Source organism: Bacillus sp. SIMBA_005 (assembly GCF_046535585.1).
Lineage (GTDB): Bacteria > Bacillota > Bacilli > Bacillales > Bacillaceae > Bacillus > Bacillus pumilus.
Genome location: NZ_JAWRWI010000549.1, coordinates 1 through 265, shown reverse-complemented (window position 1 = coordinate 265; position 265 = coordinate 1). Strand labels below are relative to the sequence as shown.

1 protein-coding gene is annotated in these 265 nt (G+C 71.7%); it reads right to left on the bottom strand.

Annotated features, from left to right (window positions below):
- Window positions 1-172, bottom strand: a 172-nt coding sequence (locus SB660_RS21250) for a coproporphyrinogen III oxidase (RefSeq protein WP_410584370.1), incomplete at its 3' end; no start/stop codon positions are given.
- Window positions 173-265: the final 93 nt, after the last annotated feature.

Genomic DNA, 265 nt, shown 5'->3' with positions numbered 1-265 from the left:
CCTGTTCGAAGACCGCGCCGTCGCGCAGCACCCGGGTGCGCCCACCGCCGCCTTCGGCGCGCTGCCACGGGTCCTCGACGAACGTCGCCCGGCCGTCGGCCTGCTCGATGGCGGTGCAGATGCGGCCCTGCAGACCGGTCAGATAGTCGCGGACGCTGTCGAAATCGTTCATGCCGCCATTGTAGGCGGAGCCTCCGGCGCGGCCTTGATCCTGGTCAATGCGCCCGCTGCATCGCCGCGGTCAGGCGTGGGCGACTCGCCAGCG